Genomic DNA, 23409 nt, shown 5'->3' on the forward strand with positions numbered 1-23409 from the left:
ATCTGCCAGATGCTGCCGGGGAACGTGTACGTACTCTCACGCTCACTGATGCTTACATCCTTCATCGTGGAGTTCTGCGTCACGCGGCCACCAGATATGGTGGCCGAGTTCATTTTATGAAGCAGCCCTGAATCAAGGTAAGCCGTCGCGTGAGGGATAAACAGCACCTGCGCCCCGGAAACATAACCGGCAACATCAGCGTACTTGGCTTTCTGGTAGCCACCGTCAAAGTAGGCTCCAAAAGACGGGCACCGAAGGCCCGCCGTTATCTCCATGCGCTTTCCGCCGTCATTCAGGTCAATCAGTAGTCCTCTTGGCATATTATGTCCATTCTCCAAGTACGATACGGCCGCCTCCGGTCAGGTTGATAGTGACACCATTACTGTCTATCACCGTCGCCTTGTTCGGCCCGCTGAAGCCAAAGTTACCCGTTGTGGCGTAAATCGAGCCACGGACGGTCACGTTGTTAAACACGGCATATCCGGACTTGTTGATATGCCATCCGACATTCCCTGTCCCATCCCAGGTTGATGACTGGATGTAGTTGCCAATCTTGGCGTTGCCGATGGTGCCGTCCTGAATCAAGGTTTCCCGGATAAACACCTGCCCGTTCTGGATAACGAACGGCAGTGTAACCGCTCCCCCTGCCTGCGCCATGACGGCGAAGCGATCCGCCAGGAACAGCACCTGCGACTGCATGCCCGATGGAGTGTTTTCTACACCGATCCCCATTCCGGCGGCATACTGTTTTCCGTTCGCGTCCACGGCAACCTTGATGCTGTACATCGCCTTCAGGTCGCCACTAACGCTTGCTATCGCCTGGGCGTTTGTGCTGATTGCTGAAGTGTGCCCGTTGATGGTCGCCGTGATGCCGTTTATCTGCGTGGCCGTGGCCTGCTGATAATTCGAGAACGTCTGGTTCAGGCTGTTGATGGATGCTTTGTTGCCGTTGACATCCGTCTCCAACCTCAGCAGTGAACTCGACGTGGCCTCCCTGTCGCTTGCCATGGCGCTGTCAATGCGATCGATGCTGGCCTTACTGTCACCGTACTGCGCGCTGAGTGTCATCCGCTGATTAACCTGCGCAAGCGTATTGGTGATTAGCGCGATGGAGTTGCTCTGAATGCCGCCACTGGCCTTGTCCGTTTTAGCCCCCAGCTCCTCCAGCCGGGACGCCATAGAGGAATCCAGGTTTGTGACAACCTGGCTAAGATCGGTTATTGAGGCTGTATTCTGCGCGCCGACTTCAGCTGCTGAGTCCGCTTTATCAGAGGCGGCCTTAGTTGCTGCGGTAAGCTGGCTAACCTCAGAGGCTCGCGCCTCCGTCTCAGTGGCCAGCGCCTGGCGAACATCAGTAATACCGGCTTCATTATCCGCAGTCTTTGCCTCCAGTCGGGTGACATCGGTAACGCGTGCCTCCGTCTCAGTGGCGATCACCTCCCGAAGTTGCTCGAATGTGGCAGAGTTGGCGTCCTGCTGGGCGGTCTGACGAACAACAACATCAGCAATGGCAAGTGCGTTACTGATGATTGCCTCTGCGGTCTGCTTGTTAGAGCCAACCACCGCCGCGAGACCATCCGCGTTATCTTTGATGGCATCAGCCAGTTCTGCGAACTTTTCACTGCTCTCGACGGCGCTCTCGATGAGGTCTTTAAAGGTATCGCTCTCCTTAATTTCCTCCAGGATTGCATCGGTGATATCGCTAAAGTCATCCGTTGGTTTTCCTGAAGCCTCAACAAAATCAGAAACCCCGAACGCGTTGCGTGTCCGGACATAAACGTAATAGACGTGGTCAAACTTGAGCTTTTGAATGGTCCACTGGTTCCCCCTTCCGAGGAATTGAGTTTTGTTCTCAATGTCATCGGTTAATGGAATCGGAGTCTCGCCTGCGTACCAGAACTCAAAAGAGGTATCTGATGTTGCCGTTACAGACATAACTGGCACCAGAGTGGCCTGTAATGGTCCGGGTATCCACTGAACGGAGTTAGGAGCCTTTGGCGCGCCTATAATAAGACTCACCTGAGTTTCGGCGCCTTTCATCCCGTTTTCATTGCGCCCACGAACGCCGAGCGTGTAGCTACCGGCAGCCAGACCGTAAAACTCATACCGGAACTGGTCAGTTTCGTACTGAGATACCAGCTTCCCATCAGCACTGTAGATGTACAGCTCAAACACCAGCTTTTTAGTGGTGGTTGCCGTCTCCCACGTTGCTGTAACCTGGACGGTCTCGGTGTTTGTGTTCAGGATTCGCAGGTTTTCCACGTTAGGCACGCGGTAGCCGTTCAGCGTATCGCTGGGAACTTCAAACACTGCACCCTCGTCAACGATGGCCTGTTTGTTGGGGTCGTGCAATGAGGCCGTTATGCTGTAGACGGAGTTGTTTTCCGTTTCGGCAACGCTCAGTATCCGGAAAAGGCGAATCGCAACGCTTGCGGTTGAAATGGCAAATACAGTTCCCGCCCTCACCCATTCAGGTTCGTTTTTGAGTGTGACGTTGTTTCCGTTAACGCCATCAATCTCATAGCGAGAGAACTTTCCGTCCCTCCCCATAATCGACATAGTGGATCCGTTCGTTACTACCGAGGAATCAACCGCGTCAACCGTTATCACCTTCCCGGAATGAGAAACAATCCTCCCCCCGAGGCGAGTTCCTGCATAGTCATTATCCATGACCTCAACGATATCACCCGGTGTGAAGTGGATAGCATCGCGTGCCATCTGGAAAGACAACCTGCTGCTTTCACGCTTTGCTGTTTCCAGCAGCCATTTACCTGCCCGCCATGCCTGTCCGCGAGAGGTGCAGCCAAACGCCTCCAGAGTGGTTTCGTTGTAGTTTCCTTTGGCTATCATCTCATCGTCGGAAACGTACTCTTTCACCTGCTCCCAGCCGTTGTCAGGATCAGTCCAGGACACTACAACGGCATTGTATTTCTCTGAACGCTTTACAGAGCTTCGTTTGAACTCGCCATTCACAACGTTGGCGTTCGTGATTGTCGCAATCGGATCCTGTGGCGCGTCCAGCATTACGGACAGGCGCAGGCCGTCCCACAGCGCAATGCCACGGAACATGCTCGCTATCTTGTCGAGAATGTCTCGCGCACTCGCCTGCTCTGTGATGTAGGCGTTGAGCGTCATGCGTGGCTCTTTGCCGCCATACCCATCATCTACAAGCTGATCGCAATATTGCGACAGAATGTAGAGTGCGCCATCGTCAACATCGATGTATCCGGCGCGTTTCGCCAGGCCAAATCGGGTGTTTTTCGCCAGCTCGCGGAACAGCCACGCCGGGTTGTTAGTCCATGACTTTTTGAAACCACCCGTCCACAGGCCGGAGTAAGTTCTGGCAATTGGATCGTAGTTATCCGGTACGTCAACGATCAGCCCGCGAAGATGATATGTGCGGCTCGGCGTGTCGGTGTACTGGTCACGGTCGATGACTGAGCCGGCAACAGCAGAGAACGGATAGCTAAGGTTGTCGTCGGTGATCTCGCTGTAGCTGTTCCAAACAGTCCCGTTTGACAGCAAATCGCTGCTGCTGTCAGGCGTAATGCGGCGAACACGGATATCAAACGGTTTGGTGTCGGGGGCATCAATGACGTGCGCCTCAAGGTACTCGCCAGAGATTTTCCCTGTAATCGTCACCGTCTTCTCCATGACCCAGCCCGACGAGCCAGTTCTGGTCTCGATAACCATCGTTACAGAGGTGTTTTTCTGGTTACCCTTGGAGTCCTGCTCCATGAGCCCGGTGACGCCGATGTTAAAACGAACGCGGGTCACGTCCTGATCTGTCACGGTTCTAACCAGCGGGGTGTCGTAAGTGACCTCAGTGTTAACAATGGTCGTCGCTTCGATTGCAGAGAAGCCGTTGATTGGCTCCTGAGTCTCCGATCCAGGTCGCCAGGCAACACTAATGCCGTTCACGTTGACATTACCGTTCGAGTCAGTGATAGGCGTCTTATTCAGTTTGAATGAAGACAGGTGTTCCTGATCCACCGGGCCCGCGATTGGCCCCTCAGATATCAGATCAAGTACCCGATAGAATTGTTTTGATTTGAGGTTATCGTCGAGTAATTTTGGGGTTGATGCTTTACCGCCACCTGAAGACATAGCGCCACCTTAGCTGATTGATTCTTCCCAGTCGGAATTATTAGATGTGTCGATGCCGAGACTTATTACGTTGCTGCCGACCTCCATCTCACCGAGCAGTATCGGCACGGGATGTCCCTGCCCGACCCTGTTTTCTGCACTGGTAAACGAGTTATTCGTGAGGGTGTTTGTTTCGGCCGCTTCCGCTGAAGTTTTGCTTTTCATGTTCCGGGACATGTAGATGGAGTAAGCAACCGAGGCGGCAGACAGCACCAGTGAGGCAATGAGAACTATCGTACTGGTCTCAAGTCCCGCCCCCTCAACCACCGGGACAAACAGCACTACAGAGCCATCCTTCAGGCGCCGATCCATGTGCCACTGCACCGAAGACGTTTCAACATCCTCACCCGCCACTCGCATTCTTACTCTGGCGTTCAGGAATGCTTTTTTGAACTCATGATTCTGAGCAAGCAAAAGACGAATGCCCTGGGCAGGGGTATCAACGTTCAGCTCGACTTTGCGGAAATGTCGGCGTAAATGCCCTGCAAATTTAAAGATGAGCACTGTTCATGTCTCCATATGGAATGCATCTGCTTAACGTATGCCGGGCGCATTTGCTCTCTCCGGCTTAAATGCCCTGAGCAATCGTGGTGAAGAACCATATTGTCTTCGAGCAGAATCATTGCGTGGCAAGGGTCGGCACCGGGGAATGGCTGCCTGATTATTACGTCACCTGGCAGCGCTTCTCCCGGCGATACCTGATTGAAGCCATTGCGCGACATGTTGTTCAGATAGAGATTCTCCCCTCTCAGCCACCAGCCATTCGTCCTTTCGAAGTCAGGGAGGTCAATGCCGCACAGGTGATACGCATCTCGGAATAGCGAGTAACAATCAGTCACTCCGTGCTCGAACCGCCTCCCCAAAAGGTAATCCACCGGCCTGAACGTTCTGATTTTCCCGTTACAGGCCAGCACCCATGGAAGGCCCGATGCAACCTGGCATTTACGGTCGGCGCCGGACAGAACCGGGCTGTTCATTGGGTGAGAGTGGAATACCGCAGTCACCTCTCCAGCCTCCTCGGCCGCCAGCCAGTCATCATCACTGATTCGGAAGTGCTTTCCAGGTTCCGGGTGAACATTCCGACAGCGGAACAACTGCCCGCCATCCAGGATTAAGCCGCACACCTCATCCTGCGACGATGCCGCATAATCGAGTAATTCCTGCATCATGAAACCTTCTGAGAGCCGGGGAAGCTGCTGATTGGCATTGGTTCCGGTCGTGGATAACGGAAGCGGCAGCCGCTACGGCGGTGAGAGCACTTATCTTTCGCCGGGTCAGTGGTTGGATTGTCGCGCTCATCTGCAACCGGCGGCCCGTCATATCCGCACCCGACGCCGCGATACTGCCACTGGCAGACGTCGGCAAGGATGGTTCGCGCCGGGATGATAGCGTTGTCGCAGTCAATCGGTGTCGCCAGCGTGTAGGTCACCTGCTCGAACGTCTCTTCCGTCATCTCCTCAACAACGTAACGGGAAACCGCTTCCTGCGTCGGATCTGCGTCAGGGTTGCCATTGGGGAAGTTCACCGCGTCCAGGTATTTCACCGGAACCTGACGGCGGGTGATCACCACCCCAAGCATGTCGTCGAAGTCATGGTTTATGCCCGTCAGTAAACCCGTAACGTTCGCCACCGCCATTGACGGGCGGGCATATGTGCCTTCGTTCTTTGACTCGAATCCTTCCACTGCTATCGGGTACGCCTGATACTGATTCCCCTTCCAGATCACATTTCCGTAATATCCATTGGTGCCGGAATGAAACCGGATAAGGTCTCCGCCAAAGGGTTGCAGGTCGGCTTCGAACAGGTCGATAAACGCGCCTACTCCGGCGTCGACGCTATCAATAATCATACTGGCTGGTATGTCGCGCACGGCAAACTCCCATAAAAAAAGCCACCAAGTGGTGGCTACTGTTTGAATATCAGGATGTTGCTTACTGATAACCCTGGTTAACGTGTAAGCTCAGCCCGTCAGTGGTGGGACACTGGCGTAACCATCGAAGGGGGATGGCTGATTACCTCTGATAAAGGAAAAATAATGTCAGAATTTAAATTAAACGCTATTGACTTTATTTCTTTTGCGGTCGCTGGAAATACATTTAAATTAAAAGCTAATTTGATTGGCCCTAATGACCAATTTCATTCGGTAAACCTAGATATAGCGCCAGATGAGATAAAGAATAAAACCATCGGTGAGATTGAAAAACTTGCTATTCAAGCCTTGCGTTCAGCTTGAATTACGGCAATTTGATCTAATTTCGCAGTGATTTGATTATAAGCACAGGTGTGAGCGCTAATAACTTCTTCCATCTGTGCTTTCATTGAATCAACCATAGCCTCTAACTCTTCAACACGTTGTTCTAAAGTCATAACTGTCTCCCGCCTTTCGGCTTATCGTGGTACTTGTTCAAAAGTGGCCGTCAGTTCAAACAGCGGCCCGGTCTTTGTCATATTCCAGGAGCGGCAGACAAACAGCTTCCGCACTCCCGTATCGGATGGCGTCCAGTAGAACGATTCAACCGCACCTCTAGCCTTGAGGAATGCCTCTGCATCCTTCGCGGGGTTGCTGCTGCACGAGCCGCTGACGCCGCGAAAGGTGAGCGAGTATTTATCCATCAGTGGATTGATACCCTTCACCTGTCGCTGTTCGTAACTGTCGCCGAGCTTAACGACGGCTACGTTGGGTGTGCGTTCAACGCTGTAGCCCTTTTGCGGTGTCCATGTGAATGTTTCTGGCATTACTTACGCCTCCCTTGCAATAAACCACCGGGACGAGTGCTCTGGTCTACCATCATCTTCAGCATGTCGTTACTCCACGCTTTGCGCAGCCTTGCGATATCCTCACCGCCAATTCCTCCAGTGGTATTTATCGTCAGGTTCATTACGGGGTTGAATGAAGCACCACCACCTCCGCCCCCCAGCGCATCTTTGTTGCTGATCACCCGACCATTATCACCCGGTATCATGTACTGGCTACCATTGCTGGCCTGGAATATCTCTGGCTTACCCTTCTCGCCGACCCGATACAGAGATCCGGCATCGACCGGACCACCGTTATAACGCGCACCAGCAACGGCCATTCCTTTGGCTGCAAGTAGTGAGCCAGCATAAGCCGTTTGCCCTATAGCAGTGGCGCTCCCCATCGTTGCGATAGAAGCGCTCATTGCGGCAGGCGCCCACGCAGAAGCGGCTGCAGTAGCCTGAGCCATTGTCGATGCCAGTGATGCAGCAGCAGCGGCCTGCCCCATTAACTGGCTCTTGACCCACTCAATCCCCATTTGCACCAGACTACCGACAACGCTGTTGAGGATTGTCGTGCCGATGTTTGCCAGGGACTCCTGAAGGCTCTGAGTGCCGTTAATCAGCCCGGTTATGGCATTGGTCGCCCCGCCCTGAAGCGAATCTACAGCCGCGCCAAGCATGCTATTAATCTCGCTTTGCTGCTGCCATTCCTCCCACATTGCGGCCATGCGTTTCTGGTGATACTGATCTTCGATTCCTGCGCGGACAGCCTCAGCCTCTGCAATCCTTTGTGGGTAGAGTTGCACATACTCGTCAAGCTGCGCCATTTGCTGCGCGTAAGTGTTATCTACTGCGGCGACTGGTGATACCTGCCCTTGCAACCCGGTAAAGTTTTGTCCGGCCTGTGTGCGCTTCCTTTCCTCTTCTGCTGCGGCTTTGGTTGCCTGCTGTACTTTCCAGATGGACTCAGCTTGCTGTTCCGCTTTGGCGATCTGCTCTGCTGATGCTTTGTTACCAAGCGCAACAACAGCATCGTATTTCGCTAATTCGAGTGAGCCATCGGCATACCCAGTGTTCAGGCGGTCAAGAGCTGCCTGTTGGCGTAAAAGCGCCTGCGTTGCAGAATCTGCTTTATCTCCTGTCTTTTGTTTCCCCCCGGTGTTGTCTTCTGCTAATTCCGTTTTAATCTCAATTGGCTTGCTATTTTTTGCTACTTTTTGCGCAGCTTCCCAACCTGTTCTGGATGATTTTTCCCAAGCTTCAGCGGTTAATTTTGCTGATTTTTCTTCATTTTCTTTTTGCCACTCACCAAACCCAAGCCATCCCCAGGTTCTGGCCCTCCGCGCATACATCTCAGCTTCTGATCTAAGTTCTGCAATTTGCTGAATGGCATTTGGAACCTTCCCCGATAGTCTTTCTATCGACGCGGTTATTGAATCAATGACAGATACCATTGTAGTGCTGGCGTTAGTCGTATCATTAATTTCACCAACCAACATTTGAAACGATATCGACATGCTGTTTGTGGCTTGCTCAACAGAACGAGGTAATTTGTTGAATTGGTCGTTAACCCTATTTGTCTGCCTGATAATAGCGTTTAGAGAATCCTCTGCTGATAATTTACCATCCAGCATTAATCTTCTAAGCTCATCCATCGAAATACCCATACCAGCAGCGATTTGCCGTGCTAGTTCTGGCATTTGCTCGACTATTGAGTTAAATTCCTGCGCCCTAACCGTCCCACTCGCAATTGATTGGCCGAACTGGCGCAGTGCATTTGCCATTTCTTGAGTAGATGAGCCACCAATTTTGCCTATCTTTTGTAGTGTATCAGTGAGTTGCAATATCTGGCCGTTAGATGCTCCTGCACTCTGTAGTGATGATGTGAGCGTCTCCCATAGTTTTTCCGTATCAGCCAAACTGGTGCCAGAGACTGATGCCATCTCAGCAAGGGCGGAAAAGGTTTTGCGCCCTTCTTCAGCGCTGGGCGAAAGCCTGTCAATTCTGGCTTGAAGTTGCATCATCGCATCTGCGACTTCAAGGAATTGCTTTCCGTACCTGACTAGCTGGGAAATGGTGATAGCCGAAGCAATGGCGGTTAGGCCTGCTTTCAGTCCTGATGAAGATCTGCTTGCTTGATCCTGAGCGTTTTTTAAATCGTATAATTTCCCAGCTAGTTCACCAATCTCTCTACGCTGAGCAGCTGTCGCGTTTGAGCCAGCTTGAAGGCGGGCTGAAAGCATGGCTGCGCTTCTTGCTCCGTTACGTTGTTCTTCTTTTAATACCGCTATCTGCTTTGATAAGCTTTGAGTTATTGAGCGTAATCGCTCGGCTTCGCTGGCTTGCTTTGATGACTGTTTAGCTGATTCAGATGAGGCTTTTGCAGCTTCTTTAACAGCCGCTCTCAGATCGTAAAGTTTTCCTGCTAGAGCACCTATTTCTTCTTTTTGTTTTTGGCTTGCATCACCAGAAGCAGCAAGTTGAGCCGCAAATATCGACGCACTCTTAGCTCCACCTTCATTTGCTTCTTCTAATATCGCAATCTCGTTACCAAGCCTTTCGATAATCTTTGCCGCATCACTTGCATCGTCTGCCGCACGAACAATAGCTTTCCCCGTTTTTTCTGCGGCCTTATCTGTGCGCTTGAACCCGGATTCCATGCCGCTTGTTGCATCATTAACTTCTTTATCAGCACGCAGCAACTGAGATGTATCAGCTTTGATAACGTATTCAATATCACCGACGTTCTGGGTCATACCAATTTCTCCGGGCAATAAAAAACCCAGCGAGTGCTGGGTTTTTATTAAGATGGTGTTTTTATTTCCACTTACAAGCCTGTGATAAATTTTCCAAAACTTTATCAATTTCTGACAGGTCAAATTCAACTACTTGCATCGTGGTTCCGTAAGGTTCAAAACCAAATATTACTTTTTTATGTTTAGCCAATTCCTTTATAAATTGTATTGGCTGCGGAGCAAATGCCGCATCACCGCCTTCCCCGCCACCCCACGTTTTCTTAACTGGTTTTCCGTCATCAAGTCGCATTGTTATTCTTGGGCTATCTGACCCCATATAGTCGCTGAATGATAAATAGACATCCGTCTTATTGTCGCTGCAACGCAGTACGAGAGTTGTCTCACGGGTTGAACCCGCTTTGTTGTAGGTGTCAGGCGATGTATTAAGAGCCACGAAGTCAGTCTGGTCAGTCATCTTATTTGTCTCTGACTTGGTAATCCACGAACCGACTTTCTCTACACCAGCGTTTGCAGAAAACGATGCTCCAATGACTAAAGCTAAAATAAGTCTTTTCATATCCCTATTCCCATCAGTATAGAATCGGACTAATCCTAGCAGGGATTTGCGTAACGACAAAACCCGCAGTTAAGCGGGTTTGATTGTCACTACGGAAATTTGTAGTTAGAAAAGTTTGCGAAGGTCTACGCCATATACGGCAATCCATGCAGCGCGAGGCCAGGATTTCACAGTACCAAAGCGCGGGTCTTCAACCTCGTGTGGCTCAGCATCATTATCACGGCACCACTTGCGCAGTGGCTGCCATTTGAATTTCTGTCCGAGCTTCTTCTCTACCGGGATAATGGCGGCATAGTTTTTTCCTTCCCCGATGCGTTCCGCCAGTTTGTTTTTGGCACGAACAGCAGCGGAAGCTGTTGCCATCGCGGTTACTTCGCGTTTCTCAGAGATCCAGCGCTTCTCTTTAACTGCACGATCGCGCTGTTCAGCAATAATGCGGTTCTCTTTCACTTTTGTCAGGAGGTCTTCCAGAGCTGCTTCATAGGTCAGCGGGATACCCATTGATGGAGTTGGACGGAAGTAAGCATCCTCAAGGCGTTCGAAAAAGGCCCATGCTTCGTCAGTATCAACAATCTTCGACATACGGGCCGCGCCCTTTTCGGTCCAAAAAACAACAGAGCGGGCTTTGCTCGAAATTTGTGCGTGACTATTAGTCACTCGCAAATCCTTCAGCTCTTGGCCTTTAATGGTGAAGATGTGGATGCCCTCAATGAAGCGGCTGGCATTGCGCGAAAGGTTTTTCCTAATATTAGCCTCATCAGAACCATAACCTGCGGCCAGCGTTTCAGTCGTAACAACACGCAACCCCTTCCATTCAATCACTGGCAGTGGCTTGGGATCGACATTTGGTTCATGAACTGCTAAATTTAAAGAAGTCATTGGTTGGACCCTTATGACAAGTTTCAAAGGAAGCCGGTAGCTCGAACTATCGGCTTTTTCTTTTTGCGCCATCCCATGCGCCCATCAGTGAATCCATCCGTCTTCGCCGCGGAGTTTTGCCAGCACAGGCTGAGCGCTACTTACGACAAAATTCGTGTTATCCAAGTTTTGTGTTTCTCGGAGTAAAATCTTTTTGGTTTCGTCCGTCATGTACCTGGTTTCATGTGCGATATCGCGTAGCTTGCCTGAAAGTTCAGATCCCAGTTCGCGCATCGCAGGATAGAGCTTCTTGCTGATCTGCTGGCTCTTTTCCATCCAGAGCTGCAAGTAACAAAGACTCACCAACTCCTCATCAGAAAACTGCTTGGCGATCGGTGAGTCCTTAACCTCGCGATCCAGGATGTCCAGCGCCCAGCGTCGGAAATCTTTGGCCTTTGGTGTTGAGGCAAACATCGCAACCAAATGAGCGCCTCGAAGTGAATAAACCCTGACCGATTTGTTACGTAAGCTATTGTTTATCCCGTTGACCTTCATATTGAGTGTCAATGACATCGACTCGGAAAACTCATCAGCATTACGTGCATAAATTTGGCTGATGGCATCAGTTTTTTTATAACCGAGTGCCTTCGCCAGTTCGGTGGAGGTAAACCAGATAGCCCCGCCTTCTGTCACTGGGTTAAATGCGAATCCTTGGAAGTTGTAATCTGATTTTGCTACAATATTCATGTCGATATTTTCCTTGCCGGATTTGTTCGATACCGAAGCCTGACGGTCTGACCACCGTTGGGCTTCAACGTTTTTATGCTTGAGCACTTTTCTCACCTGCCAATCCATACACCTTTCTCAGCTGGTAAATCAGTTCCGTATTGAACTGACGACACTCATCTCCACCGTTCTTCTCGATTGCTTTACGCACGTCCTCAGGGAAACGAACCTTGCGCTGGTACATATCTTTTGCCTTTTCCATTAAACCCTCCAATAAATGCCCCACCGTGAGGCACCTATGAAGTGTCACACCGTGCGTCATTGCTGTCAACCCCACCGTGGGGCATAATTTACTTATTGTGAATTTTTTGTAGGCATAACGCTGAACATGAGCAGAGAAGATCCGCAGCTACGAATCAGGCTTCCAGTTGAACTTAAAGAGAAAATTGAAGACTCTGCCAAAGTTAACAACCGTTCAATGAATGCAGAAATTGTGCAGAGGCTTGATGGTAGCTTTTTGGCAGAAGTGTCAGATGATGAGGTCATCTCTGCCGAAGAGGCTATTCAGATAGTAAGCAAGGCAAGGGATGAGCTATCAGCGATAATTTTCAAAAGAACTTTCTCTGAGATTAATAAAAAGGTCAGAATTGGTCACACCACCTTCCATATCCACCTTGATGATTTGGAGCTTGATGGGCTAAGCGATGAGGATTTCGATACCGTCTTCCAAAAAACTTTCCTACGCCTTAAAGAGCTTGGTTATGAGATATGGGAAAAAACTTGGGATGTGACCGGCTTCACTGCTGAGATTCCTGAGAAAAAGCCCACCTGAGTGGGCCATTTAGTGCGGCCCATGCCTCTGCGCATCCATCGCTAGCATCTGCTCTGCCCAGTCCATAACCTCGTCGTATTTCTCCTGGGTTGGCACCTTCCCTTTATCCTTCTGCGGGAACTTGGCATTCATGGCAGCCCGGAAGCTGGTCATTGTCATGTTCCAGGCATCAGACTCGCTCATGCCGAGGTGAGCAACAGCGGTGTAGACGAATGACCGTACATCGAATTTGTCACTGTATTCGCCTTTTTTTCCTTCGAAATCCTCCGGCGGCTGATCGCCCATTACGCCATGCAGAATCAGGTGGCGGGCAAGCTGGATAACATCCTCGATTGGGATAACCCCAGGCTTGAACAGCAGCCGTCCTTCTGCGTTCACCGAGTACGAACCAATCACCTCTGCAATATCACCCTCAGAGCAATTCCGTACTACGTTTGCCGCAGATGCTGCCATTTCAGCAAAGCATCGGGCATTGGCCGCCTTCAGGATTTGAGTATCGGAGATTCGGTGTTTCGGGTAATGCCCGGCATGAACCTTCACGAAAGCATCAACAATCTGTTCCGGCGACCCAATACGAGACATGGCGAGGAATGACGGGTTGAGGAATATCTCTTTGCCCCCAGAGCGGACAATGGCCTGGCCGATATCGGTTATTGCTTTCATGAAACCTCTCAAAAAAAATGGGGCCGAAGCCCCTGGTGTCAGGCTGCGTTGACAACAACCGTCGCAGTACCGGATGTGACGGTACCCGCCGTGGTGGATGACACCTGGCAGGTGTATGAGCCAGCATCACCAGCAATCACACTCGCTTTGGTGTACGTTGCGGATGTTGCACCTGAGATATCACTGCCGTTTTTCTGCCACTGGTAAGCCAGCGTAGAACCATCAGAAACCGTCGCGGCAACTGACAGGTTCAGCGCGTCACCTACGGTCAGTGTGCGGTTTTGCGGCTGAGTGGTAATGGTGATTACCGCGCCAACATCACGCACGTCAACCTGACCGGCACTGGACGCTTCGACAGACCAGGTGGCAACGTCGTCGTGCGGCGCCTCATCGCCCCATGATGTCACCATGAACGGCCCTTCGGTGATATCGTTCGGAGAGATGATTTTGAACCACACATACGGCTGGTTGCTGGTCTCTGCTGGCGGGTTGTAGACGTGACGCTTAAGCGCGTTCTGCGCATAAACATCCTCTTTGCGGGTCACACCGTCACCTGAGAACGAAATGTTCTTGTAGGTAACGAGGCTCTCCTGAGTAAATGCAGCGCTCATGTCGCCGGTCGCATCTGCGGTTTCCCACTCTGCATTTACTGTTTTGCCGCGCATCATGCCGAGTCGGCGGTAAGCGCTGGCGGTGGGTTGTACTTCAGGGCATCCAATCGCGTAATAAACGACGACGTCGCGCCCGGTAAAAGCGCCCGATTCACACGCCATAGTGATTTATCTCCGTGTTATCTGGAAATGATGGTTTGAAAGGAAATATCGAAGAGGTAACGCCCTTCTTCGGTCTGGATGGCGGTGATGCCGCCTATTGGCTGCATCGAAATGATGCATTCGGTTTTGTAGTCGTCGATCATCGCCTGGCGGATGGCGTCGGCGCGGTCTTCAACATGGTTAATATCGCTGTCGTTCTGACCTGACAGGAGGAGGATGCGGAAATAATCGCGGGTTATCGCTTCTTCTGGCTTGCCGCCACCGTTCTGCTGGATGACAAGGTATCTTTCCCCCTCGGTATTCTCCAACTCATTCCAGAATCGCTTCTGGACGCGATAACCAACATCAAAGCCATGCGACTGCAACCACGCTCTCAGCGCGTCATACACTTCGCTACGCGTCATACTTTGTACCCTTGCTTGATGATGGCCTTAATCTCGTTGAGACCGTCACGCTCAAAGCCTTTGGTCAGGAACCCCGGCTCGGCATCGGGATCCCAGTAATTCCCCTTCCCGGTGCCGCCGCCGAATTCTTTTCCAGCGCGAGTTCTTCCGAAGTGTCCACGCGGCTGACCTTTTAGCTTACCGGACATACCGTGAACGGCGGCAGCGTATGCAGCCGTGTAACCGACCTTTCCCTGCATCCCGCCGGGCATTGGCTCAAGCTTTCTGTACTGGCTGTTGATAAGCGTGGATGTGTCAATGGGAGTAAGTAGCGCAGCGTGAGACGATCCGACAATCATGACCCCAGTCAGCACTCTTTCTGTGCGTGGCCCGGCAATTTCTGCCAGCACCTTGCGGGTGTTCATCTGAACACGCTTGATACCTTTTACGGGCATGATCCCCTCACGTCAGAATTTTGTAGTCTGGCTCCTCGCCGAATGGTGACATATCCCATTCCGTCACCGCCTTGATGACGTTTGCACCAGCTTTCAGCGGATCGGCCTGTGCCGTTGTGTCACCTCTGGCGATATACCAGTCACGCTTCGGCATGGTCGCATCGATGCCATTGCGCTTCAGTTCAGTGAAGAAAATCAGGTTCGTGGTGAACTCTTTCCCGCTGGCATCTACCGCAACCTCATTGTTTGCCGTCCAGGTGCAGTCAATCAGGTAGGGGGTTCCGGTTGTCCAGGTGCTGTTCCAGTCGTCGTAGACGCGCGGGTAAACAGTGGCAACATTGGTATAGCTCCATGCGGCTGTTTCAGACACCGTTATCCTCCCACCGGATCACCTCCGGATTCTCCGCCGCAACCTTCCGGCACAGCAGATACCAGTCACCGTTGCTTTTGACGTATCCGGTAACGCGTTTACCACTGTCGGTCATCACCCAGACTTTGACAAAAGGCTCCGGCAGCCGCTTCTTAACCGATATCCACCCCATCACCGACCCCCGCCACACATGCATCCACCCCTGGCAATCCATATGCCAGCAAAAGCTGTATTGGTCGGGTCTGGAGGGATGAGGTCATTAGCGCAGCCGTGTTTATCGGTGACGCGCAACAGTGCCAGCGCCCCTTTCCATCGATCGGGAAACGACTGAAACCGGAATGAGCGTGACGCACCATTAGGGCCAGTCTGCGAGCTGATATACTTGTCGCCTTGCGCCAGCCCCATAAGCGCCAGCAGATAGAGCTGAATCAGCAGCGCGACTGATGCCGGATAATGCGCATCGAGACACTCCTGTATGCTGTTAGCCTGGTCGACGAGAGCCTGAAGAACAAAATCGGGAATGGAAACGCCCTGACTTTGCAAATACCCCTTCGCCTGTTCGAGAGTTACCATTATCGACTCCGTGAAATACCCCGCCGGAGCGGGGCATAAAAAAACCGCCTTAGCGGCGGCTGTTATTCAGCAGGGAAAAGCTTTTCGAGTTCGCCATCTGGCAACAGCTCACTGAGCTTTTCAGCGCCAAGATTGCCTTTAAACTCGATTCCCAGCTCAGTCAGACGATCCTGGATAACTTCTTTGCGAGATTTCTCACCGGTACCGGCGTCAGGTGTTGCAGGGGTTAAAGCCGCATCAGAGAGCTTAATCACATGAGGCTTCAGCGACGGATGCAGCTTCTCAATTTCAACCACATCACCGACGCTCACGCCATGCCATGCTTTGATTACCTGGTATTTATCCATGTCGATCTCCTTATGCCAGGTTGGCGGCGTAGACCACGCCGGACAGGCCTTCGCCGTCTTTCTTAATCTGCAAGCCCTCAGCGCTCATAATCTGGAAATTATAATTCGACTGAGGCATCGGGCGTGGCAGAGGGACAACGCCGACGGCCATACCGACCAGCGGTGAGATCACGTCCTGACGACGCTCATAGGCGAGGAACTCATTGCCAGACAGCGCGTAGGACATCTGGATGGACTTCGCAGGAATGAACTTGCTGATCGCATCCAGAACGGTTCCGCTCAACAGGGCATTGGTGCCGGTGTTGATGTCTACCAGATACGGCTTCGCCATGTTTGCCCACACTTCCGGGCTGACCCACAACTTGTCGTAAGCGGTAACTTTGTTGCGGCGAGCCGTCAGGCCGAACGGTCCGGTCGGGCCGAAGAAGGCCAGCAACTGAGCCGGGGTTGCGGTGCTGAGGTCGATATTGGCGCCGCCCGCTCCGCTGCCCAGGTTGATCTTCTGCGTATTGCGGTGGTTTTTCATGCCCTGAGCTGGCAGGCCATCAACAACAATGCTGGAGTCGCCGTTCAGATAGAAGTTGACGCGCTTCTTGTGGAATTTGCGCATCTTCGCGGACTGAGACTCCAGTACCAGATCGATGCCAACAGTGTTCAGGCCAGCAGCATGACGCCAGTTGACGCCGTAACCGGCAGTAAATACCGGGATCGGGTCGCCATCAGAACCGAAGTTCGTGTGGTCGAAGGAATACGACGCCTGGCCATCGATGCTGATAGAAACGTCATCAGCGATATCGCCAGACACGTTATACAGCTTCGCGGTTTTTCCGATAGGCAGCACAGTCTGCACGCCCATCAGGTCATTGACGATTTCCATGCCAATTTCCTGATCGCGCATCTGGATAATCTGGCGGTCAATCTCGGCCCAGAACTCACGGGCGAAGCCACCTACAGCGTTAGCTGCCAGCATTTCCGTGGTCATGCTCTGGCGATATGAGTTAACCATCATGTCGTGATGATGGTTGAAGATGTTGCGGTTGGCCCACAGCTCATTCCAGTGCCCGCGCAGTCGGCTGTTAGCAGCCAGTGTTTCGGGGGTAAAATACATTCTTGCTCTCCTTTACTCGCCGCCGCCGGTTGCCGGTGCAGCTACAGTGCCAACGCGCATGCGCACGCGGATGAAATCGGTAGTGCTGGCGGCAATGGTTGCATCATCCTGGCTGTAGCCGATCACCGAATCGGTATCCGCCGTTGCCTTCGTGAACTTACCATCTGCGCCCAGCTTGATCGGGTCGTCTTTGGCGTAGGTTCCGGCGACGCAGAGCAGCGCCAGCTCGCGGCCTTCTTCGACGTAGTTGCCAACAGCGGAATCACCAGCGGGAACAGCCTCTGTGATATTCAAGCCCTGATGGTAGGCCACGTCGATGATGTAGATGCGACCGGTCAGCGCAGTTGCCTGCGCAAACTGATTGTCGCCATTGATAACAGCAGCCGTGCCGGGCAGCAGTGCTGCGGCGGCGGCGCGGGTTTCGGTCTTGTACAGAGACTGACCGTCGATATTAACGCGACGATAACGTGCCATTAGTCTGGCTCCTTATTTGAAATATTCGTCAGGGTTCGGCGCACCGGCTTCTTTCTGCTGTTGCGCAGAGTTGGTGCCCAGCGGCGCGGATTCACCAATTGTTTTAAACATCGCATCCAGCGCTTCGCCAGACAGGGCGTTAGCCACAATCTCGCCGTGAACTTTTGCCACCGCTTCGCGCTTTGTTTTCTCTTCGGCGCGAGAGTTGGCAGTCAGGGTTTCCGCGATTTGCTTCTGATTGGCCTGCAGCGCATCAACCTTTTCCGCGAGAGGCTTAATTGCCGCTTCTGTATTGGTCGCAACAGCCTGGCCGATCATGCTGACGATTTGTTCCAGTTCTTCTTTGGTTAAAGGCATGTCGCCCTCCGTTTTGTGGTTTGGTGCAGGCTGTTCCTGCGGTGTGAAAAATGATTTGAGCTTGTTGACGACAGCAACCCATGAACTCTGGCGCTGAACCTCTGTCCCGGTATCATCAAAGACAATCTTTCCGCCTTCAGACTTGTATCCGTAAACCTTCGGCTCGCCATTGTTGAGCATGATTACCGCTTGCGAGTCAGTGAAGTCAGCTACCCAGGCGTATTCTTTCTCGCCGGGAGCGAATTTATCTTTCGCTGCCTTCTCCAGCCTCTGCTCACGCTCGCGATAGGTTTCCCCCACCAGAGCGCCGGAATTAGCTTTCAGTGGAGTGGCAAGGTCAGCATTCACCATCATCCCCACCCCCTGCTCTGGCGTAGCTGCGCCAACCTCATCCAGAAGGATGGCGTCATGGTCCATCGCGTGAATTTTCGCAACCCATGAAGCCCCCTGAGCTTTCTGCTCATCGTTCGCTTCAAGCTCCTCAAGGAATACGGCAACGCTGGTATGGATTGGCGGAACATCCTCGCCTTTCTCCAGCGCTTCAAGACGCTCAAGGAGGCGCTTTCCGTCATCCGTGCGCTTTGCCACTTCTGTGTCGATCCACTTCTCGACGTAGACGCGGTTGCCGGATTTCTTGACGTTTTTGTTCCATGCCCCTACATAACCCACATTCAGCCCCTCAGGACTAAAAGCAGAAACAAACTGACCGTTGACCTGTGGGTGTCCAAGCGGTGCCAGCGTCCCCTCCAGGCCACTGTAGTGCTGGTCAATCTCACTGGCCGGATACAGACCGCCGTTCATGACCACGTTCGCCGGAAGGGTGTAGGAAGGAACAACCCAGTGCTCGCGTCCGTTGTGCTGTTCGCGCCGGATGGCCTTACTGTTCACCTTCGAGGTGACATTAACTTGCATTGACATGAGTTAACCCTTAGCCCATTGGTAGCCACGGGCTTTCATTGTGTTAAATGTTTTCTGAGCTTTATCGATGATGGTGTCACTTAACGGCTTGCCGCTTTCATCGACCATAACCGCGATCGTGGAGCATTTGCAGTTCACTCCGTTTGCATCCTTAGCCCACCACTCCCGCTGCTCTTCTGCGGTATACAGATGGGCGTGACGCGCGGCATGGGTGCTTCGGGTCGTCGGGCTGAGCGCTGATATGTGCATCTGCTTTGTACGGATGCCATATCGTTCTCTGGCTTCGTCGTCTTCGTCCAGGCGCGCACGGCGCAGCGCGGTGGTAATCTCCGTCCGGGCAATACGATTAGCCCGGCGAGACTCAATTCCCGTCTGCTCAGTAAGGCGCTTGGCTATCTCCATTGGATTTTGTCCGCGCCCAAGTCCATCGGTCAGTATCCGCGCCATATCTGCTTTCACACTGGCGCTGAGGTTCTTCATTTCCTCGAAGGTGCGAGCGCGAACCAGAATCAGCCTGCGTCGGTACGGTTCGCTGAGAAGGATTGTCGATACGCTTTCCTGTCCGGCAGCGTACACTGCTGACTGCTGCGCCAGATTGGCAAACTCCTGCGCCGTCCCGCGCTGATAAGCCGGGTTAACGTATTCAGTCCAGAACCAGAACCCCGTCTCGTTATCCGCACCCAATATCTCATCCACCAGCAATGAGGCATTGCTGAGGAGCATTGATAGCTGGGTGGAATCGAGGTCGAAGGTGTAACGCTGGTTTACTGATGGCGATGCAGGAATGCGGTCGAGAATGCCCTTGTACGCCGTGCCAATTCGCTTCATTCGCCTGGCGAACTCGCTCATTGCCCCGCGCTCAAGTCGGTCGGCACCCGTCGGGTCTTTAAGGTTTCCCGGAAGTATCGGTGACTTAGCTTTCCTCTTCGTCATCATCTACCTCTGGAAGTGGTTCGGGCGAACCCTCATACCCGGCGGCCACGCGAATTTCTTCACCAGTAAACACCTGCTCACCCGTGCCGATGGAAGCGCTGTTGATTTGCGACATCTTCTGAGCGGCATCCAGTTTTTCACTGTCGCTTTGCGCGTTGAGGTCGTCCCAGATAACGGTCTTCTGACTAACTGGATCGAGGATGTTTAATTCGATCAGCTTGTCGCAGAAGTCCTCAACCTCGAATGACAGGTCGCCACGGCGAGACTGGCAGCGAGTATTGAAGTATTTCTGGTCTTCGGTGCTGGAGCGCTCGGCCTGCTGATTACCAACAAGGATGCGCGTCGGGATGTCCACGCCGGCAGCTGCCGTCTGGAGGTTAACGTTGTAGGTTGCCGTAGGGTCTGCCACGGTAGTGACAAGCGGCGTAACCGTCGCGCCCTGCGTTGTCATCAGGACATCGTTACCACGGTTAATTTCGCCAGCAACTTCGTTGAACTTGTCCTGCAATTCGTCAATGCTCACACCGTAAAGTGACGCGAGATTATTGAAGTCGATTTCTTTTTCGAAGTTAACGTTGAGCTGACGAGCGGCGTTCTTCAGGAATGACTCACCTGAACCACCCTCCACCTTCTCCAGACTCACAAACGCGTTATATGCTGGCTCCAGGAAGCCAATGGCATCTTCCGAGTAATCGCCAAGGATGAATACCCGATCCGGGTGGATGTTGACACGGCGACTTGAACCATTCGGCAGGCGTTCAGCGTACTGCCACATCTTCGGCTGTCCGTAGGTTTTCGAGTTCAGGCCAGTGTCCCAATCACCAACTGTCAGAGAGCCTGCCCATGCGACAGTAACCTTCTGGAGCATCTTGCCTTTCGTTACAGGCTGATCCCAGGCGAGGGAGTCATTGACGTGCAGAAGGATGCCTGCATAACGACCGACAAGACGGCGACGGTCCGCCTCAGAGAATGAGCGCCAAAACCGGTTGTTGAATACCTGCTTTGACTTGTTTTCCCAGGCGGTTTCGTTTTCGCTCTCGTCGGCATCGTCACCCTCGATGATTTCCGGGTTAGTCTGCCAGCATTTGCCCACCAGCTTCTCAACGGCACCGTGAGCGATACCACCGCGACGGTAAAGAGCATAGAGGTTTTCGTATGTTACCTGCTCAGGGAAGCCATACTCGCACCATGCTGAATGGCGCTTATTGTCCAGCCCCATCGTTGGAGCCATCAGCCCCATACGGGCGCGAGCCATCCGCGCATCGTTCAACGCATGGTTGACGGCGAGAGTTAATTTGTCAGTCATGGTTTGTCCGTTTGGTTAGCGAAGGCGTTTCGGAATCATCATCCCCACAGGTTGCGATCCATTCAGTTCAGTTAGTGCGTAAACCATCGCATCGAGGCGGTCAGGTGATTTCTTCGCGGTGGCGGGGATGTATTCCATCAACTGGTTCTCCAACACGTAGAGATTGCCGTGATTTGCCACTCGCCCCTGTTCGTAGAGCGCCGATATCGGCTCCGCGCGGGCATACTTACCTTTGCTGGCATGGACACGAATGATGCGACCTTTGAACCCGGCGTTGCGGAGTGTCTCCTCCGCCATATCTCCGCCCTGGTTCGTCTCAATAACTATCGCGTCAGCTTCATGTTGCTCATACGCCGATATGGCTTTCTTTGCCCATCCAGCAGGTGAATATTTGCCGCTGTAATCGCCATCCACAGAGAACTGCTTTTTGTCACCGGCACCATATGAGCTGGCAGCGACAATGCCTGTTTCATCGCTTTCGTCGCTGTTTGTTGCCTGTGGGTCAATCGCCACGACAGTGCGAACCTTATCGTGATGAATTTGCAGCTCGCGTGCCGCGCTGATCATCACTTCTGTCCACAGGGCTCCTTCAGCATTAAACCTGCGAGGCTTCTGCATATACTGCGCTTCGGCAGTGCGTCTGTGAGAGAACAGCGATACGCGGTGCGATTCATTGTGCTTAAACGGCCACAACCAGCCATCAGGCAGCCCATGGTCAATCGGTATAGCGTGCGAGTTTTCAGGATACTGCGCAGCGTATGGTTGGCTATTGTCGATAATCACCGGCAGATTCAGGTGATGCCACTTCTCACCACTCCCGCCCCTCAGCAGATAGCCGCTCAGGTCGTGGTAATGGATCCGCTGCATGATGACAATCATCGGCGTCGTCTCGATCGCCAGTCGTGATTTGATTGTCTCGTTAAAACGGTTGTTGACCCCGTCGCGGACGATCTCAGAGTAAGCGTCATCAGGCTTTACCGGGTCATCGATAATCAGCGCGCCCTGCCATCCTGGTTCCATATGTCCGGCACGAAAGCCGGTAACCTGCCCGGCAGCTGACGACGCATAAACGCCGCCGCCGTGTTCAGTCCACCACATCGCCTTACTGTCAGCGTCATCGCGCAGCGACATCGGCCACATCGACTGGTAGGCCTGCGACTTAATCATGCCGCGTGCGGTTGAGGAGTTCAGTAGCGCCAGGTTATGCGAATAGGACAGGTGCATAAATCGGGCCCGGCAGTTAAGCGCCAGTCCGCGACCCATCATGTTGATGGTCGCCAGCTCCGTTTTCGTGTACCCAGGCGGGACGTTGATGATCAAGCGCTGAATTTCGCCATCAATAACGCGGTCCAGCGTCTGTTGAATTAACTTGTGGTGCGGCGCGACAATCATCTTTCCGCCAGTGCGCTGCTTGAAGAAGTAACGAGCGTAATAGAGCCCGTCCTCTTCGCATTCAACCTTACGGGCAAACGCCCTTTGCTCAGCAGTCGTCATCCTCCATCATCTCCTGCCGTGCGGATTTGTATTCCTCTTTGCTCATGGTGATCGTCTGGATTGCGCCACCATTCGGGCCGGAATGTTCAAACTTGTGCTTATTGGTGTAGGCATCGCCGCATTCCTTCGCCGCCTGCTCGATGATCTCGGCAGTAAGCGCGAGGTTCTTCATGCCCTCGGCGCGCATTGCCATACGGTCGAGAACGCGGAGTCGGTATGCCTTGTTGGCGATCGGAATATCGGAGATTTCATTCTGGAAGCGCTCGCGGGTGGCATTGAACATGTCCACCCACTTCTGCGCCAGCCCCCTGCCGTTTGCTTTCGTCGGGTCGTGAGATTCGACCTGCTGACGAGTGATGCTCAGGCCAAATTCTTTTTTGACCAGCTCAACCACCTGGGATGGAGTATCGAAGCAGGCAAGGGACTGAACGATGAAGGCTTTGACCTCACCTTTCAGTGTCGCCATGGATTACCTGCCTGTCATAATCAGTCATATTGTTAGGCCAGCTTTAGCATGCATGTGCCGCATGACCTGGCTATATCGATGTGAGCCACTTCCGCTGGCGCATTGGCCGCATCAACGAGCTCCTGTACTTCTTTGCTGGCACCGTATCGACGTACGACACCAGTGAATTCTTCGAC

At 52.7% G+C, this 23409-nt stretch carries 29 protein-coding genes and 1 pseudogene; 2 read left to right on the forward strand and 28 right to left on the reverse strand.

Annotated features, from left to right (window positions below; translation table 11 throughout):
- The 5 genes from ACOTYB_RS23425 to ACOTYB_RS23445 form a co-directional block, all read right to left on the reverse strand.
- On the reverse strand, nucleotides 1–320 hold a 320-nt coding region (locus ACOTYB_RS23425; protein WP_421765891.1), incomplete at its 3' end, for a DUF6453 family protein.
- Nucleotide 321: 1 nt separating this feature from the next.
- Entirely contained in the window at nucleotides 322–4107 is a 3786-nt protein-coding gene (locus tag ACOTYB_RS23430) for a phage tail protein (RefSeq protein WP_421765892.1), read from the reverse strand.
- A 9-nt stretch (nucleotides 4108–4116) separates the two neighbouring features.
- Complete coding sequence (locus ACOTYB_RS23435) at nucleotides 4117–4650, reverse strand: tail assembly protein (protein ID WP_017385011.1); 534 nt, start codon at nucleotides 4648–4650, stop codon at nucleotides 4117–4119.
- Nucleotides 4593–5312, reverse strand: coding sequence for a C40 family peptidase (locus tag ACOTYB_RS23440; RefSeq protein ID WP_104010147.1), 720 nt, complete (start codon nucleotides 5310–5312; stop codon nucleotides 4593–4595). Before ACOTYB_RS23440 ends, ACOTYB_RS23435 begins: the two co-directional genes overlap by 58 nt.
- The gene (locus ACOTYB_RS23445) at nucleotides 5312–6016 is read right to left on the reverse strand and encodes a phage minor tail protein L (RefSeq protein ID WP_045339733.1); all 705 of its coding nucleotides are present in this window, start codon (nucleotides 6014–6016) and stop codon (nucleotides 5312–5314) included. The genes ACOTYB_RS23440 and ACOTYB_RS23445 overlap by 1 nt, the downstream gene beginning before the upstream one ends.
- A 165-nt stretch (nucleotides 6017–6181) precedes the next feature.
- On the opposite strand from ACOTYB_RS23445, the gene ACOTYB_RS23450 reads away from it, so the two are divergent.
- Nucleotides 6182–6379 carry a hypothetical protein gene (locus ACOTYB_RS23450; protein ID WP_126497183.1) on the forward strand — a complete coding sequence of 66 codons (198 nt, stop codon included), beginning with the start codon at nucleotides 6182–6184 and terminating at the stop codon, nucleotides 6377–6379.
- On the opposite strand, the gene ACOTYB_RS23455 is transcribed toward ACOTYB_RS23450, so the two are convergent.
- The 7 genes from ACOTYB_RS23455 to ACOTYB_RS23485 form a co-directional block, all read right to left on the reverse strand.
- Entirely contained in the window at nucleotides 6358–6513 is a 156-nt protein-coding gene (locus ACOTYB_RS23455; RefSeq protein WP_022651023.1) for a hypothetical protein, read from the reverse strand. The genes ACOTYB_RS23450 and ACOTYB_RS23455 overlap by 22 nt on opposite strands.
- Before the next feature lie 21 nt (nucleotides 6514–6534).
- Complete coding sequence (locus ACOTYB_RS23460; RefSeq protein WP_126497182.1) at nucleotides 6535–6882, reverse strand: phage tail protein; 348 nt, start codon at nucleotides 6880–6882, stop codon at nucleotides 6535–6537.
- Nucleotides 6882–9641, reverse strand: a complete 2760-nt coding sequence (locus tag ACOTYB_RS23465; RefSeq protein ID WP_421765898.1) for a tape measure protein — start codon at nucleotides 9639–9641, stop codon at nucleotides 6882–6884. The genes ACOTYB_RS23460 and ACOTYB_RS23465 overlap by 1 nt, the downstream gene beginning before the upstream one ends.
- A gap of 61 nt (nucleotides 9642–9702) precedes the next feature.
- Nucleotides 9703–10197 carry a type VI secretion system-associated protein TagO gene (locus tag ACOTYB_RS23470; protein WP_047596081.1) on the reverse strand — a complete coding sequence of 165 codons (495 nt, stop codon included), beginning with the start codon at nucleotides 10195–10197 and terminating at the stop codon, nucleotides 9703–9705.
- A gap of 105 nt (nucleotides 10198–10302) precedes the next feature.
- Nucleotides 10303–11076 (reverse strand): ORF6N domain-containing protein, encoded by a 774-nt coding sequence (locus tag ACOTYB_RS23475; RefSeq protein WP_395312669.1) that lies wholly within the window; start codon nucleotides 11074–11076, stop codon nucleotides 10303–10305.
- A gap of 84 nt (nucleotides 11077–11160) precedes the next feature.
- A complete protein-coding gene (locus ACOTYB_RS23480) occupies nucleotides 11161–11802 on the reverse strand; it encodes a P22AR C-terminal domain-containing protein (RefSeq protein WP_023303620.1) in 642 nt (213 codons plus the stop codon).
- 73 nt (nucleotides 11803–11875) lie between these two features.
- A complete protein-coding gene (locus ACOTYB_RS23485) occupies nucleotides 11876–12043 on the reverse strand; it encodes a hypothetical protein (protein WP_002462729.1) in 168 nt (55 codons plus the stop codon).
- A 126-nt stretch (nucleotides 12044–12169) separates the two neighbouring features.
- Between ACOTYB_RS23485 and ACOTYB_RS23490 the strand changes: the two genes are divergently transcribed.
- Entirely contained in the window at nucleotides 12170–12613 is a 444-nt protein-coding gene (locus ACOTYB_RS23490; protein WP_048248407.1) for an Arc family DNA-binding protein, read from the forward strand.
- Nucleotides 12614–12622: 9 nt separating this feature from the next.
- Here the strand turns inward: ACOTYB_RS23490 and ACOTYB_RS23495 are convergent, their stop codons facing one another.
- The 16 genes and pseudogenes from ACOTYB_RS23495 to ACOTYB_RS23570 all read right to left on the reverse strand — a co-directional run.
- Nucleotides 12623–13276 carry a DUF6246 family protein gene (locus ACOTYB_RS23495; RefSeq protein WP_045332261.1) on the reverse strand — a complete coding sequence of 218 codons (654 nt, stop codon included), beginning with the start codon at nucleotides 13274–13276 and terminating at the stop codon, nucleotides 12623–12625.
- Between the two features lie 38 nt (nucleotides 13277–13314).
- On the reverse strand, nucleotides 13315–14049 hold the full coding sequence (locus ACOTYB_RS23500) for a phage tail tube protein (RefSeq protein ID WP_022651017.1): 735 nt from the start codon (nucleotides 14047–14049) through the stop codon (nucleotides 13315–13317).
- 17 nt (nucleotides 14050–14066) lie between these two features.
- On the reverse strand, nucleotides 14067–14453 hold the full coding sequence (locus tag ACOTYB_RS23505) for a phage tail termination protein (protein ID WP_042889546.1): 387 nt from the start codon (nucleotides 14451–14453) through the stop codon (nucleotides 14067–14069).
- The gene (locus ACOTYB_RS23510; RefSeq protein ID WP_042889545.1) at nucleotides 14450–14887 is read right to left on the reverse strand and encodes a hypothetical protein; all 438 of its coding nucleotides are present in this window, start codon (nucleotides 14885–14887) and stop codon (nucleotides 14450–14452) included. Before ACOTYB_RS23510 ends, ACOTYB_RS23505 begins: the two co-directional genes overlap by 4 nt.
- A 7-nt stretch (nucleotides 14888–14894) precedes the next feature.
- Nucleotides 14895–15257, reverse strand: a complete 363-nt coding sequence (locus ACOTYB_RS23515) for a hypothetical protein (protein WP_022651014.1) — start codon at nucleotides 15255–15257, stop codon at nucleotides 14895–14897.
- Nucleotides 15250–15429 (reverse strand): DUF551 domain-containing protein, encoded by a 180-nt coding sequence (locus tag ACOTYB_RS23520; RefSeq protein ID WP_020838521.1) that lies wholly within the window; start codon nucleotides 15427–15429, stop codon nucleotides 15250–15252. The genes ACOTYB_RS23515 and ACOTYB_RS23520 overlap by 8 nt, the downstream gene beginning before the upstream one ends.
- Nucleotides 15429–15830, reverse strand: coding sequence for a DUF7370 family protein (locus tag ACOTYB_RS23525; RefSeq protein WP_421765893.1), 402 nt, complete (start codon nucleotides 15828–15830; stop codon nucleotides 15429–15431). The genes ACOTYB_RS23520 and ACOTYB_RS23525 overlap by 1 nt, the downstream gene beginning before the upstream one ends.
- A gap of 62 nt (nucleotides 15831–15892) precedes the next feature.
- Nucleotides 15893–16177, reverse strand: coding sequence for a hypothetical protein (locus ACOTYB_RS23530; protein ID WP_421765894.1), 285 nt, complete (start codon nucleotides 16175–16177; stop codon nucleotides 15893–15895).
- Between the two features lie 10 nt (nucleotides 16178–16187).
- Nucleotides 16188–17285 (reverse strand): major capsid protein, encoded by a 1098-nt coding sequence (locus ACOTYB_RS23535; RefSeq protein WP_421765895.1) that lies wholly within the window; start codon nucleotides 17283–17285, stop codon nucleotides 16188–16190.
- A 12-nt stretch (nucleotides 17286–17297) separates the two neighbouring features.
- Complete coding sequence (locus ACOTYB_RS23540; RefSeq protein ID WP_020838514.1) at nucleotides 17298–17759, reverse strand: phage cement protein; 462 nt, start codon at nucleotides 17757–17759, stop codon at nucleotides 17298–17300.
- A 12-nt stretch (nucleotides 17760–17771) separates the two neighbouring features.
- Nucleotides 17772–19034 carry a hypothetical protein gene (locus ACOTYB_RS23545; RefSeq protein WP_421765896.1) on the reverse strand — a complete coding sequence of 421 codons (1263 nt, stop codon included), beginning with the start codon at nucleotides 19032–19034 and terminating at the stop codon, nucleotides 17772–17774.
- Nucleotides 19035–19037: 3 nt separating this feature from the next.
- Nucleotides 19038–19967 carry a phage minor head protein gene (locus tag ACOTYB_RS23550; protein ID WP_129318861.1) on the reverse strand — a complete coding sequence of 310 codons (930 nt, stop codon included), beginning with the start codon at nucleotides 19965–19967 and terminating at the stop codon, nucleotides 19038–19040.
- Entirely contained in the window at nucleotides 19948–21273 is a 1326-nt protein-coding gene (locus ACOTYB_RS23555) for an anti-CBASS protein Acb1 family protein (protein ID WP_421765897.1), read from the reverse strand. The genes ACOTYB_RS23550 and ACOTYB_RS23555 overlap by 20 nt, the downstream gene beginning before the upstream one ends.
- A gap of 15 nt (nucleotides 21274–21288) precedes the next feature.
- Nucleotides 21289–22767 carry a DNA-packaging protein gene (locus ACOTYB_RS23560; protein ID WP_058655828.1) on the reverse strand — a complete coding sequence of 493 codons (1479 nt, stop codon included), beginning with the start codon at nucleotides 22765–22767 and terminating at the stop codon, nucleotides 21289–21291.
- Nucleotides 22754–23233: a DUF2280 domain-containing protein gene (locus ACOTYB_RS23565; protein ID WP_109174239.1), complete on the reverse strand. Its 480-nt coding sequence runs from the start codon at nucleotides 23231–23233 to the stop codon at nucleotides 22754–22756. The genes ACOTYB_RS23560 and ACOTYB_RS23565 overlap by 14 nt, the downstream gene beginning before the upstream one ends.
- A gap of 32 nt (nucleotides 23234–23265) precedes the next feature.
- Nucleotides 23266–23409, reverse strand: a pseudogene (locus ACOTYB_RS23570) (hypothetical protein); the annotation flags it as partial.

Source organism: Enterobacter cloacae complex sp. IR5450 (assembly GCF_049238665.1).
GTDB lineage: Bacteria > Pseudomonadota > Gammaproteobacteria > Enterobacterales > Enterobacteriaceae > Enterobacter > Enterobacter hormaechei_C.

Excerpts from the sequence above, each read along its gene's own strand:
- ACOTYB_RS23430 (WP_421765892.1), bottom strand. The coding sequence starts at position 4,107 with ATGTCTTCAGGTGGCGGTAAAGCATCAACCCCAAAATTACTCGACGAT.
- ACOTYB_RS23440 (WP_104010147.1), bottom strand. The coding sequence starts at position 5,312 with ATGCAGGAATTACTCGATTATGCGGCATCGTCGCAGGATGAGGTGTGC.
- ACOTYB_RS23450 (WP_126497183.1), top strand. The coding sequence starts at position 6,182 with ATGTCAGAATTTAAATTAAACGCTATTGACTTTATTTCTTTTGCGGTC.
- ACOTYB_RS23455 (WP_022651023.1), bottom strand. The coding sequence starts at position 6,513 with ATGACTTTAGAACAACGTGTTGAAGAGTTAGAGGCTATGGTTGATTCA.
- ACOTYB_RS23460 (WP_126497182.1), bottom strand. The coding sequence starts at position 6,882 with ATGCCAGAAACATTCACATGGACACCGCAAAAGGGCTACAGCGTTGAA.
- ACOTYB_RS23465 (WP_421765898.1), bottom strand. The coding sequence starts at position 9,641 with ATGACCCAGAACGTCGGTGATATTGAATACGTTATCAAAGCTGATACA.
- ACOTYB_RS23470 (WP_047596081.1), bottom strand. The coding sequence starts at position 10,197 with ATGAAAAGACTTATTTTAGCTTTAGTCATTGGAGCATCGTTTTCTGCA.
- ACOTYB_RS23475 (WP_395312669.1), bottom strand. The coding sequence starts at position 11,076 with ATGACTTCTTTAAATTTAGCAGTTCATGAACCAAATGTCGATCCCAAG.
- ACOTYB_RS23480 (WP_023303620.1), bottom strand. The coding sequence starts at position 11,802 with ATGAATATTGTAGCAAAATCAGATTACAACTTCCAAGGATTCGCATTT.
- ACOTYB_RS23485 (WP_002462729.1), bottom strand. The coding sequence starts at position 12,043 with ATGGAAAAGGCAAAAGATATGTACCAGCGCAAGGTTCGTTTCCCTGAG.
- ACOTYB_RS23490 (WP_048248407.1), top strand. The coding sequence starts at position 12,170 with ATGAGCAGAGAAGATCCGCAGCTACGAATCAGGCTTCCAGTTGAACTT.
- ACOTYB_RS23495 (WP_045332261.1), bottom strand. The coding sequence starts at position 13,276 with ATGAAAGCAATAACCGATATCGGCCAGGCCATTGTCCGCTCTGGGGGC.
- ACOTYB_RS23500 (WP_022651017.1), bottom strand. The coding sequence starts at position 14,049 with ATGGCGTGTGAATCGGGCGCTTTTACCGGGCGCGACGTCGTCGTTTAT.
- ACOTYB_RS23505 (WP_042889546.1), bottom strand. The coding sequence starts at position 14,453 with ATGACGCGTAGCGAAGTGTATGACGCGCTGAGAGCGTGGTTGCAGTCG.
- ACOTYB_RS23510 (WP_042889545.1), bottom strand. The coding sequence starts at position 14,887 with ATGCCCGTAAAAGGTATCAAGCGTGTTCAGATGAACACCCGCAAGGTG.
- ACOTYB_RS23520 (WP_020838521.1), bottom strand. The coding sequence starts at position 15,429 with ATGGGGTGGATATCGGTTAAGAAGCGGCTGCCGGAGCCTTTTGTCAAA.
- ACOTYB_RS23525 (WP_421765893.1), bottom strand. The coding sequence starts at position 15,830 with ATGGTAACTCTCGAACAGGCGAAGGGGTATTTGCAAAGTCAGGGCGTT.
- ACOTYB_RS23530 (WP_421765894.1), bottom strand. The coding sequence starts at position 16,177 with ATGGATAAATACCAGGTAATCAAAGCATGGCATGGCGTGAGCGTCGGT.
- ACOTYB_RS23535 (WP_421765895.1), bottom strand. The coding sequence starts at position 17,285 with ATGTATTTTACCCCCGAAACACTGGCTGCTAACAGCCGACTGCGCGGG.
- ACOTYB_RS23540 (WP_020838514.1), bottom strand. The coding sequence starts at position 17,759 with ATGGCACGTTATCGTCGCGTTAATATCGACGGTCAGTCTCTGTACAAG.
- ACOTYB_RS23545 (WP_421765896.1), bottom strand. The coding sequence starts at position 19,034 with ATGTCAATGCAAGTTAATGTCACCTCGAAGGTGAACAGTAAGGCCATC.
- ACOTYB_RS23550 (WP_129318861.1), bottom strand. The coding sequence starts at position 19,967 with ATGACGAAGAGGAAAGCTAAGTCACCGATACTTCCGGGAAACCTTAAA.
- ACOTYB_RS23555 (WP_421765897.1), bottom strand. The coding sequence starts at position 21,273 with ATGACTGACAAATTAACTCTCGCCGTCAACCATGCGTTGAACGATGCG.
- ACOTYB_RS23560 (WP_058655828.1), bottom strand. The coding sequence starts at position 22,767 with ATGACGACTGCTGAGCAAAGGGCGTTTGCCCGTAAGGTTGAATGCGAA.
- ACOTYB_RS23565 (WP_109174239.1), bottom strand. The coding sequence starts at position 23,233 with ATGGCGACACTGAAAGGTGAGGTCAAAGCCTTCATCGTTCAGTCCCTT.